This window comes from Mucilaginibacter jinjuensis (assembly GCF_028596025.1).
GTDB classification, from domain to species: Bacteria; Bacteroidota; Bacteroidia; order Sphingobacteriales; family Sphingobacteriaceae; genus Mucilaginibacter; species Mucilaginibacter jinjuensis.
The window spans coordinates 3,917,784-3,934,444 of sequence record NZ_CP117167.1 but is presented as its reverse complement, the minus strand read 5'-3'; the positions used below and the strand labels follow the sequence as shown (position 1 = coordinate 3,934,444).

Genomic DNA, 16,661 nt, shown 5'->3' with positions numbered 1-16,661 from the left:
GAGATGAGAAGATTAATTAATTTGAGCTTTATGGTTATTGCAGCCATAACGGCTTTTACATCCTGCAAAAAGGATGAAAGAACCTTAGACCTGAATGTACACCCCGTAAGCGTATTAGGTGCCCCGGCAGATCAGGCCAGCATTAGCTTACAACCGGCAACAGGGGCCAGTATGGTATTTACCTGGAATGCTACCCAAGCCGCAGATGGTGATATGGTATTGTATGAGGTAGCTTTTGATAAGGCTGATGGCGATTTTAGCAAGCCGGTTTATAAGGCGCTTTCTGATGGGGGAGGTGTACAGGCACAGGCTACTGTTACACAGAAGGATTTGAATAAGATTGCCTCGCTAGCAGGTATCCAGTCTTCAAGTACCGGTAAAATAAAATGGACTGTGCTGGCTTCTAAAGCAACTAATGTGGTGGCTGGTTCAGCAAGCCATACTTTGCAGATCACCCGTCCTGCCGGTTTTGCAGTTCTGCCTACCGCACTGTATATCACAGGGACGGCTACAGAAGCCGGCGATGATGTAACCAAGGCCATCGCCCTTAAACAAACCAGCGATGGTGTATTTGAACTTTATACCTCTTTAAAACCCGGTACCTATCAATTAACCGATAAGCAGAGCGCCAGCGGCACCAAATACTACCTGGATGCCAATGGTATTATACAGCAAGGTAACTCAACAACCACAGTTACCGCTGCCACACAACCTTATCGTTTAAGTTATGATTTTAGCGTGGCTACATCAAGCATTGTGGGCATTCAATCGCTGGGTTTATATGTATCTGCCTACGCTACAGAAACCGGGCAGCTAAGTTATATCGGGAACGGCACCTGGGAAGCAGCGAAGATCCCGGTTACGTTTTACCAATTTTCATGGGGTCGTGATGATCGATATAAATTTATCCTGCATACCGCTAAAGGTTTAGAGTATTATGGCAGCGAGAATGTAAATAACGACCCGCCTGCGGGTAAACCGGCTGATTATTTTTACCTGCTCCCGGTAACCAACGATCAATGGAATAACACCTATAAGTTTCCACCAGCCGCAGATACCCATAATGTAAAAGTGGATGTGTATTTCCAGGCTGGTGGCCCATACACGCATACGGCTACTGCATTTAATTAACGCACAAGTGCACCTACATTGCAGGTGCACTTTAATATAACATACTCATGAAAAACTTATTATACGGTGGCGTTGCGATATTGGTAGTTTTAATTGCCTCCTGTAGTAAATCGAAAGATACACCCAGCCCTGCTCCTCCAACAGGTGGTGGAAGTACGCCTCCGGTAACTACCGTGTCAACTTATTTAACTAATGCCAAGGCAACGCATGATTTTGTGACGGCGAATTATCTGACTGCCTATGGCAGTTACCGGGTAAATACAACTACCAATGTTAACAGCGCGTTCGAATGGTATAATGCCAGTCAGCTTTATGCTGATGCAGCCATGGTAGGTTTGGGCGATGCCACTTACACAACCGGCATGAACAAAACTTTCGCCTGGTTAAATAATCTTATTGACAAGAACGATGTAAATGGCGGTTACTTTGCTTTTGCCAACCTCGACGGTTCGGGTGGGAGCGGTACCAAATATGTAGATGATGATTCGCTAACGGGCATGGCCTACCTCGAAGCGTACGATGTAACTACAGGTACCACACAAACCAACTATTTAAATGCAGCAAAAGCATGTGCCAACTGGTTAATGAATAGTGGCCAATGGGATACAACTTTTGGTGGCGGTTTTTGGTGGGCGACTGATAAAACAGTTAAACCAACGCAATCAAATGCGCTTGCTTTACAGCTGTTTTTACGCTTATATAAAATTACCGGGCAATCTGTTTATCATGACTGGGCCGTATCTGTAAACAACTGGTTAAACAGCCAGATGTATGACAGCGCTACCGGGCTTTACATCTGGCAGATTGAAAAGAACGGGACTAAAGACCTTGCCAAGTTTACTTACGATAATGCCATTATGCTTGAAGCCGAGTTATTATACGTGCAGGCCATGAATGACGATACCTATTTAACCAAAGCACAGGCATTAGGCAATGCCATGATTAAGACACTTTGGGATGCCAATCATAACGTTTTTATATTCAATACAACAGACATCAGGATTAACCCATGCTATTGCGTTTGGGCTTCGCAGGCTATGATTAAGTTATACGAGGCTGATCATAACAGCAGTTGGCTTACTTATGCGAAAGCAAATATCGACCAGATTAACGTGGTGATGAAAAGCCCTGCTAGCGGTTATTACCAATATGCCGGTTTGGATGGCGCAGGCCGCTATACCAATATGGAAGGGGTAGACCAAGCCTGGATGCAAAGGGTGCAAACCTTGTTATCAAAATACAAATAATATACTTGCTGATCTGCTTTGTAGAAAAGCATGCAAATATCATCTAACATGAAAATAAATTTTAAATCGCTTGTTTGTCTGCTGGCACTGCTGCCATTAGCATCGCAAGCGCAAGATGTACTTCAATACGTAAACCCAAACATTGGTACTGCACATAGCCGATGGTTTTTTTATACCCCGGCTGCCGTACCCGATGGTATGGCTAAACTTGCACCATCAACCAATGGCCATTATGGTAACGCACAAGGCTGGGAAGCTGTAGGTTATGATACCCGCCAAAACTCTATCGAAGGTTTTGTGCATTTCCATGAATGGCAGGTAGGCGGCGTAAGCTTTATGCCCACAATCGGCGAGCTGAAAGTAAAACCCGGCGATCTGGATGTGGCCAACAGCGGCTACCGTTCGCACTTTGACCGTAAGAACGAGATTGCCCAACCCGGTTATTATAAAGTGCTGCTGGATGATTATCACATCACCGCAGAGCTGACTGCCACAAAAAGGGTAGGTTTCCACCGATATACTTTCCCTGCAAGCGAGCAGGCACATATTATATTAGATATTGGCAGTACGCAGGGCGAAAGCGGTGCGGTTACCGATGCAGGGGTTCACATGGTTGATGCTACCCACTTTGAGGGTTTTGTAAATACCTATCCCAAATATGTGGCTAATTATGATGCAAGCGGTACAGTAAATATGTACATCTATGGCGAGATCAGCAAAAAGCCTTTACATGTGGGCTCATTTACAGCGGCAGGGGTTGATCAGGCATCCTCATCGGCAAAAGGAAAAGGTGCCGGTTTGTATCTGGATTATCAAACAAAAGCCAACGAGTCGGTAGAAATTAAAGTAGGCTTATCTTATACATCAGTCGCTAATGCGAAAGCAAATTTACAGGCCGAAGCCGGTAAATTAACATTTGATCAGGCGAAAGCCAACGCACAGCAAACCTGGCAGCATGAGCTCAGTAAGCTCTATGTAGAAGGGAATAATACAGAAGCAAAGACCAAATTTTACACCGGTTTATTTCATGCTTTGCTAGGCAGGGGAGTAGCCAGTGATGTAAATGGCGATTATCCTAAACATGCCGGTTTAATTGGCCACCTACCGCTCAACGCACATGGTAAGCCCCTCGCCAATTTTATTAATACCGATGCTATATGGGGCGGATATTGGGATTTAACCCAGCTGTGGGCACTTTCGTATCCGGAGGCTTATGAAGATTTTGTACACACCCAGTTGCAGCTTTATAAGGACAAAGGCTGGTTTGGCGATGGCATTGCCAATAGCGAATACATATCGGGCGTGGGTACCAACATGGTAGGTTTAACAATTGCAGCTGCTTACCAGTTGGGTATCAGAAATTATGATGTTAACCTGGCTTATGAGGCGGTAAAAAAGAATGAACTGGGTTATAAAAACAGGCCGGTGGGGTCTGGAAAAATGGATACCAAGGCATTTATTGATTATGGGTACGTGCCCTTTCTGGAAGGCGACGGCCGTAATTTCGTGACTGATTCTACAGGTTCTAATTTTTCGGCGTCACATACGCTCGAGTATAGTTTCAGTACTTATGCGGCGGCTCAAATGGCGAAATCAATGGGTAAAACCGCCGATTATAATCAAATGATCAAACTTTCAAACGGTTGGAGGTATCTATTTAACCCGGAGAATAAATTACTCCAGCCTAAAAAAGCTGATGGTAGTTTTATTACTAAGTTTGATCCTTTTGCACCGTGGAGAGGATACCAGGAAGGCAATGCCATGCAGTATACTTATTACGTTCCGCAAAACCCTGCCGGATTGATCGCAGCTATTGGTAAAAAGAATTTCAACACCACGCTGAATGATATTTTCGAGAAGTCTGAAAAAGATGGTTTTGGTGGTGGTAAAACCATTAACGCTTTTGCTGGCATTACCTCCATCTACAACCATGGTAACGAGCCGAGTTTGCACATCAGTTGGTTATTTAATTTTTCTGGCAGCCCCTGGCTCACCCAAAAATGGACCCGCTTAATTTGTGATGAATTTTATGGTGTTGAACCTATACATGGCTATGGCTACGGTCAGGATGAAGATCAGGGGCAGCTAGGCTCATGGTATGTGATGGCAGCATTAGGGATTTTTGATGTAAAAGGTTTTACCGATGCCAAACCCATTGTAGAACTAAGCAGCCCGGTATTTAATAAAGCCACCGTGGCGTTAGGCAATCATAAAACACTGGTGATTGAGACAAAAAACAATTCAAAAAAGAACCTCTACATCCAGTCGGTAAGCTTTAATGGCAAGCCACTAAATAATAGCTGGCTATACCGCGACGAACTGATGAAAGGTGGTAAGATGGTATTTACAATGGGTAGTAAACCGAATGTAAACTGGGGTACTAAAGTGATTCCACCATCTGTACAATAACCAATATAAATAAACTCCCTATGTTAAAATCTTATAAAATAAAATTGCTGGCCGCTACCCTCTTGCTAATGGCTGGTGTCAGCGTATCGGCACAAAATAAAAAAGCCGATGTATACCTCGGCCGGGCGCAAGCGATGTATAACCTGATCTGGAAACATTACCGTAAACCACAATATGGTTTATTTGCCGAAAACTTTCCTTCGTCGGGTAAGGCAGATTCGCTGAACTATCTTCAGGGTAGCAGCGTGAAAGAAAAGGAGGTAAGTTTTTTATGGCCTTATTCGGGCATGTTTTCAGCTACTAATGTATTAATTAAAGTACCTGCATTTCGAAGTGCATACCGGATGAGGTTAGACACTATTGTTGCCGGTATGGAAAAGTACCATGATGTTTCGCGGCAGCCTCCGGGTTATCAGGCCTACCCGGTAATGTTTGAAAAAGCCGACCGTTACTATGATGATAACGGCCTGGTTGGGATTGACTACATGGAGTCATACTTCAATACCAAAAATCCGGTTTACCTGGAACGGGCAAAAGGAGTTTTTAAATTTATTATTAGTGGATGGAGCGATGATCTGGGCGGAGGGATAACCTGGTTAGAAGGCCATAACGACCAAAAGCCAGCCTGCTCTAACGGTATGGCCACCTTGGTTGCCTTGAAGCTTTACCAAGGCACAAAAGATCCATATTACCTGGATTGGGGCAAAAAGTTTTATAGCTGGATGTACAAAAACCTGCGCGATAGCAGCGGTGTTTATGTAAATGATAAAAAGCCCGACGGATCTGTAAACAGAACTTTTTGGACTTATAACTCGGGCTCTATGCTTGAAGCCGGCGTACTGCTTTACCGTTTTACCGGTGATAAACAATATCTAAAACAAGCTCAAGCTGTTGCTCAAAGCACTTACAAGCATTTTAATGAAGCTAAACATGACAGCCATCTTAGTATGCAGATTGATTTACCCTGGTTTGTCACTGTATTATTTAGAGGATATGAGGCTTTATATAAAGAGGACGGCAACTATAGTTATATCTCGTCCATAGAACAAAACCTTAATTACGCCTGGCAAAATTCAAGAGACAAGTATGGTTTTGTTACCCACAGCTGGACTTCAAGACCTGACGAACTGGGTAAACCCAAATGGTTATTAGATGAAGCCTGTATTGCGGAATTGTACGCAAGACTGGGGGTGTTGGCACAAAAAGAAGGTAAATAGATTGTTGATCAGGAACAAAAAAGATTATGCTGTAAAAGGTGGTTCAAGAGTTTATTATTTCGATCTTTTATAGGTTGAAGACCAGGGAAAAACCCATCAACCAAAATATTTAAACCTTCATAAATTTAAACGTTTTAGAATTTTTCCAATCACAATTTTTACAAAACAGAAATACTAATTTTACACCCGGGAGTTGTAACTATTGGCGGTAAAAATTATTTTTAGCCCATAATTATCAACCTGATTAACCTATGTCCTATCTGATAATACCGATTCAGGTCGATGCACTTTTGCTCAATCAGGGCAGTAGTTGTATCGGGCAGGATATAGATTTTAAAGAGCTCCCTTATTATAATAATTCTAAGGAAATATTTATTAATCAGGACAGGCCTTTTCTGGCCGAAAGTATCATCAGGCAGCCTTTCGCAAATGATAGTCTTTACCTCGAAAAGGGGGTTCATTTACACTGGGCTTTGCCGGGCCTGGTAACCAGCGGTAGACAAATAGAAGGGAAAACAGTTTTTCCGGCCGCACCTAATCGATGGTATATTCTTAAAGAAAAGAATGGTATTCGGGAAGAGTGGATCGTTGAAAGCGATTATATATGGGCTCCCGATGATTACACCTGTCCTATAAATAAACTTTGCACAGGCCCGTTAAACACCAATCTCGATTTAAAAGGTGCAGAACAGCCATACGCGTATCTCGGAAGAAAATACAGTTTAGAAGAGTGGCTTAATGCTTCATACGAGGCTAAACGCTACTGGCGCAATACACACAAAGAGCACCTTACCGCCACCGGCTGGGGCTCACTCGCTTTTGATACGTTTTATGCCAACAGCCGAAGCGTTTTTGGGATGCATGATGCCGATACGGATAATGCAGACCCTAACCAAACATTTCGCTATACAGTTTTAGGCTGGTATGATAAAGAGTCGGATGCTGCACAACACGATTTTATCCGTAATTTATTAAGCGAATGGAAAAAAGACGTAAATATAAATGAAACCGCTGCCGAAAACAGGCTTAAACTCTTTACAGAACGGGTAAACGCGTCTGTTTTAAACGCAGATTTAACCCCCATTAATGAAGCCGGACTATCTGATATTACAAACACAATGTGCTATGGCTTTATTGAGATGCATAATTGTACCGATGCCTTTCCTGCTGCGGATAACATACAAGTATCAGTTGCCACTACGCCTGCCGAGGCTATTTCTGCAATTATTATTGATTCGAAACACGAGGATCTGTCACTTGCCGGGCAACTTGTGGAAGAGGAAAGGCTGGAAGCAATACTTAACTTTGATGATATAAATGATTTACGGCTGGACCTGGCGCATCGTTTGCGGGAAACCCGGCATCAGAATGGTTTTATTCCGCGTGATGGCTTATTTAACTGGAGTATAATTTTGGAGGATACCCGTGGTAAGGCAACACCTGGTAACACGGAGGAGAACCCGGACGATGATGATGACGTAGATAGCCCCATCTTGCAGCTAACATCCAAACTTACATCCTTAGAGAAATCTTTGCGTAATGCGCAGTACAATTACGACTTAACAAAACACGAACTGAGTTCGGCGCTTGATGCCTTATACATAGATTGGAGCAGGTACATGATGTCGATGTATCCGCCCGAAGGGCAAACAAGGGATTATCCGGATGCAGATGAGATCCGGTTTCATATCGCCAATGGTTCGCTCAAAAATGCTGAAAAACTAAAACAAGATTTAGGCATATATCCTGATTTAAACAAGAGGGGCAACATAACTGAAAATACTTCGGGCGTGGGCAATAAAGTGGCTATGCTAATCAGCCAGATAGATAATGAGCTCGAAAAGCTCAATAAAAAACTTCACGAAAAATATCCACGCAAAAATTATAAACTGATACAGGAAGCAGGCACACAATACTGGGAGGCTTTGCCGCCAACACTTGTGCTGTTTACCGATGGCAGCAATAAACAAGCAAACGAATTACTTAAGTTTTCTGATCGCTTTTTAAAAGACGAAGAAATAGCTTTTTTAGTTGTAGATGATCAGAAAATTTTAAGTGACCAGATGCTGCAGCATGGTAGTGCTTTTTCGCTTGCACATGTAATGAAGTTCCTGAAAAATATCCGCCCTAAGCAAACAACATTTTTTGGGGAGTCGGGCAGTCCGGTAAATGCCTGGCATACCTTTAGGGTAGAGTGGAAGGTAGAATTATTTCCATTAGCTACGGGTAATGAAATTACTAAAAGCACCCGCAAGTTTGATACAGGTTTTATTACGCAAAACTATACCTTACCGGAAGATGATGTGGATTTGGGTGTTCACCAGTCGCTAAGTGGTTTAAGTTTGCTGGCCACTGGTTCTGTTTACACCGGTTCTTCGTTTGTAACAGATACAATCAGGCAGGGGTACATTAACAGGTTGGAGGGGTTTAAAACCAACGATAATACCGATAATGTATCAGGCGTAAAGCGTGCCAAAAAATACCTGGATACCTTAAAAGAAATTACTTTGCTGGGGCTTAACCTTACCGGTTTTAATGCGGCAATGTTACAGCAAAAAAACATATCAAGACTTGCCCCTGCAGACCCTTTCGGCTTTAATACACATCAAAATTTTGCCGGGCAGGTAGGCAATTTACTTGTTGGGGGAGAAGGCCGGAGCCCCGACCCCAGGTTTGCCTTCAATCCGATAAGGAGCGGTGCTGTAAAAATAGCCGCTATCCGGTTAATTGATATTTTTGGCCGGTCGCGCGATGTAGTTCCCACACGTTTAATTACGCCCACACCAAACAAGATAGCCCAGAAGGAGAGCTGGGTAAATTTACCGCCACGGCTTAGCCAACCGGCTACCATGAGTATGCGTTGGGTTGAATCGCGTACTAAAATTGTTGATAAAGATTCAAATTCCCAGGTTATTGAATCGCCTGTTTGCGGTTGGATGCTGCCGGTTTACATGAATCAGCGTATCGAGTTTTTTGATGCTGCCGGTAAGCACCTGGGGGCTATTACGCACAAAGGACAGTGGGAAAATTCAGTATTCGATCATGAGATTGCGCAATCAAAAAATCTGAATTTTGTTTCCAATATACCATTGCGGAAAGTAATAGAATGGATAAGGTCAAGATCATCAGATGCGAAGTTTCATGAAACCTTTATCCGTATTTTTCGTGAAACTACAAATAACATTCTCCCCGAATCGGCAAATAATCACTCACTTTTCGAAATTATTGCCGGTACGCCAATTGCAATCACCCAGATCAACCTTAATTTATATCTAAAGGGAAAAGCTTCTTTTGATGTGAGCTGGAATACCTATCGCTCAGAACTTGCACATAAAACAGGCCGCCATTCAAAAGGATTTACAGAAATAGAGTTTCCGTATGTGTTAGGCGATTTTCATCAACTGAACGATGGCGTTGTGGCTTATTGGAAGAACGATGGGGAAAAGATAGATGGCCCTGTATATTTTAATAATGCGATGAATGCCCGGCTTACTTTACCAAAACCGGTTTTAACCACATCGGAAGACGAAATATTACTACCATCAGGATTAGAAGACGAAATAGAATACAGGTACAATAAAAGGAAGAAATTTATCGACCTGCTTTTCGAGCTTAATGAAAATAATAGCCTTTGTAAGCACGAATTTACAAGGCGCTATGTTAAAAACGGCGCTAAATATTGGGACATTTTGATAGATGCCCAATGGATACAGTTAAAAGACAAAGACCATAAAGACATAAAGCGATCATTGGATAATGATAACATGACATGTACAATAGATGATCCGGCACAGCTATTTACCATGTTGATGCATCCAAAAGGTATGGTACATTTATCTACAGGTATTTTACCTGTAAAGAAATTACAATTACCCGAAGAGAGCTTTAAACGGGCATTACGAAGTATTGAGCTTGCATTTTTAGCTGCTCCTGTTATTACGCCGGCAAATCAATTGCAACTTTCACTACATCAGGATAGCCGCTTTGAATGGAGTTGGCTTAAAGCCGAAAAAAAGAAGAAAGAAGCATGTTCTGCAAGTAACCCGCCTGTATTTAAACGAACCTTGCAGCGCCCGCATATCCAAATGGATCATTTTATAAAAAGCTGGAATGATTACTACAGCAGTATAGCCGAAGCTGGTATAATGCTGGCAACTGATGCTTGGAAAGGGATGCTTGAATTTAAGTTTATAGAAAAGGCAAGGGTTTATGGAAAAGAAGGTTTTTTCTTTTTTAAACCAGACAAACTAAACGAAATAAAAGAACAACTTGAATCGGGCGGGCCAACGGTGACAAACGAAAATACATTACAAATGTACCAACTGGCAAAGCTATTAGAACCCTTGCTTCCCGCACTTATTAAAGGTATAACCCCTTTTGATGGCAAGGCCACTAAAGTAGTGCAGCAATGTATTACAGAAGGTTGGCTGGCAATTAAATCAACAAGATGATATGAACGAGAACAATAATGTCATTCGTAAACCGGTTTTCAATATCCCGATGGATGAACTTCGGGATAAAACGATTGTAAACCTTGCAGAGTTTCCAAACTCGCCGTTAAGGAAAATCTCTATGCTGGGCGAACCACAGGTGTACTATGATTATTTTATGGGTACATCTATAGCTTTTAAAGGCGCAGAGGCTACTGAAAAGCAAGAATTTACGCTGGCGTCCGCTACCGGTTTCTCGGCCGAATTATGGTTTAACGCCAATGTCTTAAAGAATAGCTCTCAACGGTTGTTGAGTTTAGATATTTCGTTGCCGGGCGATACAGGTGATACGTTTTATATTGACCTGGAGAGTGATGAGGAAAAAATGTGGCTTAAGGTATGCGCAATACGTGGAAACGAAGACTTGTTTAGTACAGAGATTATAGCTGATAGGTGGGTGCATGTTGCACTGGTTGCCGGGGCTAATAAATATGTGAAATGCTATGTAGATAACAAACAATTAGAGCCAATTATGGAATTGCCTAATTGGAACGTTCAGCAGTTACATAAAAGCAGTTTGGTAATTGGAGCCAGCGATTATGATGCATACTTTTTTAACGGAAAGCTATGCCAGTTTAAGTTGTACAACGATGTACTTTCTGAAGCTGATATTGATTTAAGCTTTGACAAAGGAAAAAACGCAAATGCTACTTTCAAAAGTACTTACCCGATTGATTTTACGCTTAACACAGTTGACAACGGAAATGAGTTACCGGTTTTATATATTGGTGATGGCACTACTGCCCACGAGCTAAAGCTGGGGATTATAAACGTATCGGGTACTCATATGCGGTTTGAAAATATACCCCAAATATCAGTATCAAACTATCACTTTCAGTTAAGGTTTAAAAAGCAGGTACTTGATAATAAAACGATAATCGAATTAAGTAATCATTCTAAACTGGGTGATAACTGGACTTACCTGGTAGGCAGCGATACCGAATTTTTGGAAGATTGGATCTCCTTTACCTGTAGCGGGATCGATGTGTTTTCGGGCTTGCTTAATATATTACTTAGCAATGTACAGGCAGCTGCGGCTACGGGTGCGCGTAATACCGTTGTTGAAATTAAATATAACAACATCAAGTATAAAGATTCTGCCGATATTCTTAGTGGATCGCTGACAAGGCACCTCGATATTATTAGCTACGGAGGTAAAATATTACAACCCTTCGATGCCGGGATAAAAGGTGCAGCCGAAATACTGAAGAGTGAAGCTGGAGAGTTCAAGATTTCTATTACAAACATAACCGGCAAGGCAATTAATTTTACTCCCGCAGGTAACAACAGGGTGTCAAAGTTCATTGTCTCGCTGAAAGAACCGGCCAAAGGAGTCCCTAATGCCGTGTTTGAAAAAAATAAATTTTCACCAAGAACTGTTGCGCAACTTGGAAACTGGAAGCAGCCTTTTGAATGTAACCAGGAGTACACTAAGCTTGATGAAAACGGCAGCCTCGTTATCGAAATATCTAATTTTCAACTTGAGCGCGCTTATGGTGGTATTGTAACCCTGTATATCGATTATCAAAACATACCGGGTTATGCTGATGGCTATTTAACCGTAAGTGTTAACCTGAGTAAGCAGGTAGATCATGATGCAAGAGCCGGGATAAAGCAGGCAGAGCAAAATACCGATGTTTCCCTTTACGTAGATGGCCGGGTAATGGATCAAACCGGTTACCTGATGCCTATAGGTGCAATTATCGCTTACGGCGGCAATAATGCGCCAGCAGGATGGTTGCTTTGTGACGGACAGCCGATTCTTAATGACTCTAAATACAGCGCGCTTAAAAATGTTCTTGGAAACGAAGGCCGCACCCCGGATCTGAGAGCAAGATTTATAGTAGGGGTGGATAATAGCAGGCCCGAATATAAACTTCGTGTTGCAAAAGGGGAAGAGCGGGTTACATTGGGAGAAAATGAAATGCCTGATCATTCGCATGATGTAAAGGAAGATTCTGCGAATATTTTTAACGGCAACTCTGGTAACCTGGTATTAATGCCAGAGGGCTCATATAATAATTACGTTTCCAGCGGTGGTATAACAGTGTTAGACAGGGCTGCAAAAGAAGGGGTTTTACTTAAAAATGCAATCATCCAGCATCACTCACACAATGTAAGGATCAATAGGGCCGGCGGCGGCGGCTCCCACAACAATTTACCACCATACTACGCACTAACTTATATTATTAAATATTGATTTAAATCTTAAAAATCTAAAAAAATGGCAGATCAACCAAACCCAACAACCACAACTAAACCGGCATTGGCAACCACAACAGCCGAAGCTTTACCGGTAACAAAAGAAACAGAAAAAGCCCCGGTATTAAAAGCGAAACCCGAAGATCCTTACAAGCCAATAAACATTAAGGTTATTCATTACCTAAAGGCAAAAGAATCTGGTACAGGCTATGAAAAAGCGAAAGACACTGAAAACTTTAAAGGCGTTGTAATATCATTCGATATGCCAACCGATGCTAACAATTCAATTGAATATGAATTTCAGCACTTTAACAAGGCCTTATTTACTAATAACCAACTTAAAACTTTCAGCTTAATAGAGCTTAAAGGTAATGATCCTAAAAATGAAGAATTCTTAATAGAAAAAGGTGATAACGATTTATTATACTATTTTTTAGATACGGGAGGCTTGAAAATCACAGTTAGTAAGTGCACGAAAAATTACCTCATTCAGGCTCGTCGAAAAAAAGCAGATGGCACTTTTAGCGATTGGGGCACTGAGTTGCATACCGAATTTATGATTAACGGAAAAGGCCAGATTTTTGGTGGTGATGTAGATGTCACCTACTCTACACGTAAACAAAGCGTGGGCATGACCGAAAGTAAATCATTCAAAATAAAATATGCGAGTATTCGTAAATCCGAAATGGGAAAGAATTTACCAGCGCAAATTTTTGAAGATAAACCAGAATCAACATTAATGGGTGTAACAGTCGAAGTTTCTAAACTAAACTATAATTTACGCAACAAAAATTTTCAGCTGGCGGTAAGTTTAAAGACCAACGATATTGACTTGAGCACAGACGATAAAAAACTTGAATATTGTAATGATGTGTTAGGTAACGAGCAGAAAAGTGACATAACAGAAAGAAAAAAAGATTACCCTAAGCTTACAAGTGATGATAATATGAAAAAAGCGCTGGAGACTGCAAAGAAAGTACAAGAAACGGGTTTAGAATTATTTCCGGGAGTTGTTATCAAAGAAATCAATTTTGCGGTTGAGATCACAGACGAAACTCCAACACTAAGTATTGCATAATTATCAGTATTGCACATGTATATAGGCATGCGCAAAAAGGTCAATTGTATTAGCCATGAGTGAGTCTCAACCTTCCAAAACAAAACTGGTTCTTACTGCAACCATGCAAATGGAAGTGTTCGGTGTGCCCGTTACTTTAAGCGGGCAATATGCCGGGGATGTGTGCACACTATCCTGTAAGGCAGATTTGTCTGAAAAAGGCGGAGAACTGAAAAAGCACTTTAGTGAGGTTGTACCCAAAGATTGGTTATATGTAATTGATAAAATAGATCTTCGGCAAATGCTTGTAGAAGTCCGGTTCTCACAAAAAACCGGGCTTCTGTATTACTCTATCGGGGCCGCAATATCGGTAGGGGGTAAATTATTAACTTTCCTGCTATTTAAACAAGATAAGGAGCTGCTGGTGAGCATGCACATGCAAGGTGCAATTGCTTTTTCTGCACTACCACTTGTAGGTGAATACCTTAGCAGAGATGATGGTATAGATGATTTGCAGGTTGTTTACTATAAAAGTAGCGATAATGCAGGCAATAACAACTTATACAAGTTTGTAAGCCCGCCAAAATTACTGTCGCGGTATCCGGATAAGCGCGCATTGCTGAAACCGGGTGTAAACATTTTTGCACATGCCCAGCTTGGCGCATTCAAAATGCCTTTATCTTACCCGCTTGATGTTATTGTTGATAGTCAATCGCAACCCGAAACATCACCTGCTCCTGATACTTTACCTGCAACTACAGCAGGCGTTCAACCGGTTAAAACGCAACCGGCGGGCAATCGTCAGTTTTTAGAGGTTAAAAAACTGGAGTTACTGTATACAGGTGGGCAAATTGGTGTCAAAATATCGGGTAAGGTTAGCGTAAGCATATTTGAGTTAGAAGTATTAGGCTTGCAGCTCTCGGCACCGCTGGATATATTCAGCAACTTTGATATCAAAAGGCTGAATTTCGACCTCGAAGGCCTTAGTCTTGATATACAAAAGCCCCCACTCTCTATTACCGGGGCATTTTTAAGGGTAAAAGATGATGCCGGTGATGATTACCTGGGATTGATCAGTGTTGGGTTTAATCAGTTTCAGTTTGCGGCCGTAGGTGCTTATTCCAAACGTGGCGATCAGAGCTCGCTGTTCATATTTGCATTTATTGGTATACCGCTTGGTGGCCCTGCGTTCTTTTTTGTAACGGGTTTAGCTTTTGGCTTTGGCCTTAACCGCGATTTTATATTGCCCGATATTAGTAAGATAGGTAGTTTTCCATTGGTAAGGTTGTGTGTAGAAAATAAACCGGCAACACAGTCGGCCGAAAAAAGCAAAAAAGACAGTGTGCTGGATATGCTCAAAATCCTGAGCGAATCCATTCCGCCTAATATAGGGTCGTATTTTATTATTGCAGGGCTTCGGTTCGAAACCTTTAAAATTATACGCACGGTTGCCATCGCCGTTGTAAAGTTCGGTAATGAATTCGAGATTAATCTGTTAGGGATCAGTACCCTTACCTTGCCTTCTGTTTATCTTGAACTGGCATTTTCTGTACAGTTTGCACCGGCAAAAGGCATCTTTATGGCCAGGGGCCAGTTTACCAACCGGTCGTACCTGCTATTTCCTGATGTGGCGCTTACCGGAGGTTTTGCCGCAGGTTTCTGGTTCTCCGGGATCTACAGCGGAGATTTTGTGATCACAGCAGGCGGTTATCATCCTAAATATAAAGTGCCTCCCCACTTTCCTTCCAATATACCACGTGTAGGTATAAGGGCGGTGCTTGGCGATGCTGTAATTATATCCGGCGAGCTGTATTTTGCCATAACACCCCAGGCTATTATGGCCGGTCTGGCAGTGTCGGTAATTTGCAATAGCGGCATGTTATACGCATGTATCAGCCTTAGGGCAGATTTGATTATCTTATGGAAACCGTTTTATTATGAAGCAATTGTTTCGGTAGATGTTTATGTGAAGTTTACCATCGGCAAAGGTTTCTTTAGCAAAGATTTTGATTTCAACCTGCATGCCTCAGTAGCGGTTTGGGGCCCGGATTTCTCTGGCAAAGCACACCTGGATGCCGGTATTAAAACCTTTGAGGTAAGTTTTGGGGCCAATGCACCAAGGTTTGCACCACCACTAACCTGGAACCAGTTTAAAGACGACTTTATCCCGCAAAAGCCTTGTGTTATTAATGTAGCCGGCGGCCTTATTGATAAGGTTAAAATTACGCCACAAGGCCAGGAAAATGAGATTGAATACCTTATTATCAACCCTAAAGAACTGGTGCTGGTAACAGACTCTGCCATACCCGCAACATTTGCCTTTTTCGGTGATCAAAAGCTAACCACTGCAAATATTGGCCGCCCGGGTATTGCCCCTATGAACCGCGCCGAATTTAATGCCAGGCATTCGGTATCGATTTACAAGATAGAAGCAGGCCGAAAGCAAATTGTAAATTTTGATAAACAGGGAGAACGGTTTAGCTATAAACAGTTAACTAAAAACCTTCCGATGGCAATTTGGGGCAGCCGCCAGCCGGATTCAAAGCAGCCACCTGATGCCAATAACAGCCTGCTCAGGGATGCCTTAACAGGTATTGAGATCAGGCCGGTAGAAGTAACTGGCGGGCAATCTGACGAACTTTCGGACAATAGCCTCAACTATCGTGAGCTTATCCATAAAAAGAATTATCATTCTGTAAAGGGAGTTCTTGAAATTGATGCCGAAAATATAGACATGAAAACATCACATCAGAACTATGCCGACGCTGCAAGAACGCGCGCAGCAGCTGTTACATTACTTATACCCAATATTAATGTTGATGAAATAGATATATCGGATATAGCAGGGGATATACCGGTATACTCTTATACCGAACCATTTATAGCAACGCACCTTGTCGACAAATAA

The 16,661-nt window shown here is 42.1% G+C and carries 8 protein-coding genes; all 8 read left to right on the top strand.

Annotated elements, in window-relative coordinates; all coding sequences use genetic code 11:
• Window positions 1–3: 3 nt before the first annotated feature.
• The 8 genes from PQO05_RS17255 (at window position 4) to PQO05_RS17220 (ending at window position 16,661) form a co-directional block, all read left to right on the top strand.
• The gene (locus PQO05_RS17255) at window positions 4–1,131 is read left to right on the top strand and encodes a SusE domain-containing protein (protein ID WP_273628675.1); all 1,128 of its coding nucleotides are present in this window, start codon (window positions 4–6) and stop codon (window positions 1,129–1,131) included.
• 47 nt (window positions 1,132–1,178) lie between these two features.
• Window positions 1,179–2,378 carry a glycoside hydrolase family 76 protein gene (locus tag PQO05_RS17250; protein ID WP_273628674.1) on the top strand — a complete coding sequence of 400 codons (1,200 nt, stop codon included), beginning with the start codon at window positions 1,179–1,181 and terminating at the stop codon, window positions 2,376–2,378.
• 48 nt (window positions 2,379–2,426) lie between these two features.
• Complete coding sequence (locus tag PQO05_RS17245) at window positions 2,427–4,787, top strand: GH92 family glycosyl hydrolase (protein WP_273628673.1); 2,361 nt, start codon at window positions 2,427–2,429, stop codon at window positions 4,785–4,787.
• Between the two features lie 20 nt (window positions 4,788–4,807).
• Complete coding sequence (locus PQO05_RS17240; protein WP_273628672.1) at window positions 4,808–6,004, top strand: glycoside hydrolase family 76 protein; 1,197 nt, start codon at window positions 4,808–4,810, stop codon at window positions 6,002–6,004.
• Between the two features lie 251 nt (window positions 6,005–6,255).
• On the top strand, window positions 6,256–10,455 hold the full coding sequence (locus tag PQO05_RS17235; protein ID WP_273628671.1) for a hypothetical protein: 4,200 nt from the start codon (window positions 6,256–6,258) through the stop codon (window positions 10,453–10,455).
• Between the two features lies 1 nt (window position 10,456).
• The gene (locus PQO05_RS17230) at window positions 10,457–12,694 is read left to right on the top strand and encodes a LamG-like jellyroll fold domain-containing protein (protein ID WP_273628670.1); all 2,238 of its coding nucleotides are present in this window, start codon (window positions 10,457–10,459) and stop codon (window positions 12,692–12,694) included.
• A 24-nt stretch (window positions 12,695–12,718) separates the two neighbouring features.
• A complete protein-coding gene (locus PQO05_RS17225; RefSeq protein ID WP_273628669.1) occupies window positions 12,719–13,774 on the top strand; it encodes a hypothetical protein in 1,056 nt (351 codons plus the stop codon).
• Between the two features lie 55 nt (window positions 13,775–13,829).
• Window positions 13,830–16,661 (top strand): DUF6603 domain-containing protein, encoded by a 2,832-nt coding sequence (locus PQO05_RS17220; protein WP_273628668.1) that lies wholly within the window; start codon window positions 13,830–13,832, stop codon window positions 16,659–16,661.